Raw genomic sequence first — 1,207 nt, 5'->3', positions numbered from 1 at the left:
CCAAAATCGTGCGCGGGTGCACCGATTACAGCAGCATGCTCCCCATGAACATGGGTTTGAGTACTAATAAATACTAAATGTTTAATGAAAACAAAATCAGGGGATAGAAGCTAACAGCCATTGAATCCGTGATTTGCAATTTCGTCCGGCTGTGCTTGGACGCTTACGATTACGCATATAGTGCTGGTACAATATTTTGTATGAGTGGAGATAGTATTTATATGGACTATTTTTCCGTGTTGGGACCAATAGACCCTCAAGTGCAAAACAAAGAAGGTAAATGGGTCGCGGCATTAGGATATTTAGATAAAGTCAATGAATACATAGAAAAGGCTAAAGCAGGAAATCTTACAAATGTGGAATTTGCAATACTAAAAGATTTTGATTTAGCGGAACTTCGTAGTTTTGAGCAAGCAAGGGATTTAACTATTGATTTACTAAAAAAATGGTTGGTCAAATATAAATTTAAGAATTGGACTAAGCACAAGAATGGACAAGACGTTACAATTAAAGAGAAAGAGGAACGAGCAGCAAAAATTGCAGAACATCTAAGTGACAATAACGATTGGAAATCACATGGCAGACCTATAAATATTGAAGCCTTAAAAGAGTTGAAGTTAAAGATAGAAGATTATAGTGATAAGACTGAGCTGCGATCAAAAATTCGAGATTATTATGAAACCATGTCAGACTATGTACGGCTTAAAGGTTTTCCAATATTTATTCATGATAGAATCTTTTTGTAGTTGATGAATACTGAATCAGAATTAAAAAGGATTATAGGCGAGAATTCAGCACTAGAAGACCCGTTTATTATAGATGCAAAACTTCGAATTGAGTCATATAAGGAATCAATGAAGATGCTTTGTTTAGATGATTATTCTCAGAAAAGAATCACATTATATTCTGAAGATATACCTTTATATAAAATTCTCGCAAATATTAAGTATTAAAAGTAGTCAAGTCCTTTGTTAGAACATAGAATTTGGCTACTTTTGTACCAAGACGAGAGGTCAAGTTAAGCAACTCACAGTAAAGCGCAGAAATAGGCACGGTTGCCAATTCGTTACCCAATTTCTTGTAAGCGTCCAAGCACAGCCTGAGTAAAACCGACTACATTCGCGGCTGTAACATTAATCTTGATAAATTATGTATTACAGCAACGAAGATTTTGAAAACTTTTACATTCGCTACAAGGCGGAGGGTC

General features: G+C 35.4%; 1 protein-coding gene. It reads left to right on the top strand.

Annotation, left to right across the window (positions count from 1 at the left end):
• Positions 1 to 128 precede the first annotated feature (128 nt).
• Entirely contained in the window at positions 129 to 746 is a 618-nt protein-coding gene (locus G7Y39_RS13380; RefSeq protein WP_255453029.1) for a hypothetical protein, read from the top strand.
• Positions 747 to 1,207 lie beyond the last annotated feature (461 nt).

This window comes from Parabacteroides sp. ZJ-118 (assembly GCF_011038785.1).
Taxonomy (GTDB): domain Bacteria; phylum Bacteroidota; class Bacteroidia; order Bacteroidales; family Tannerellaceae; genus Parabacteroides.
The sequence above is the reverse complement of the archived record's forward strand: the minus strand, read 5'-3'. Positions and strand labels throughout refer to the sequence as shown.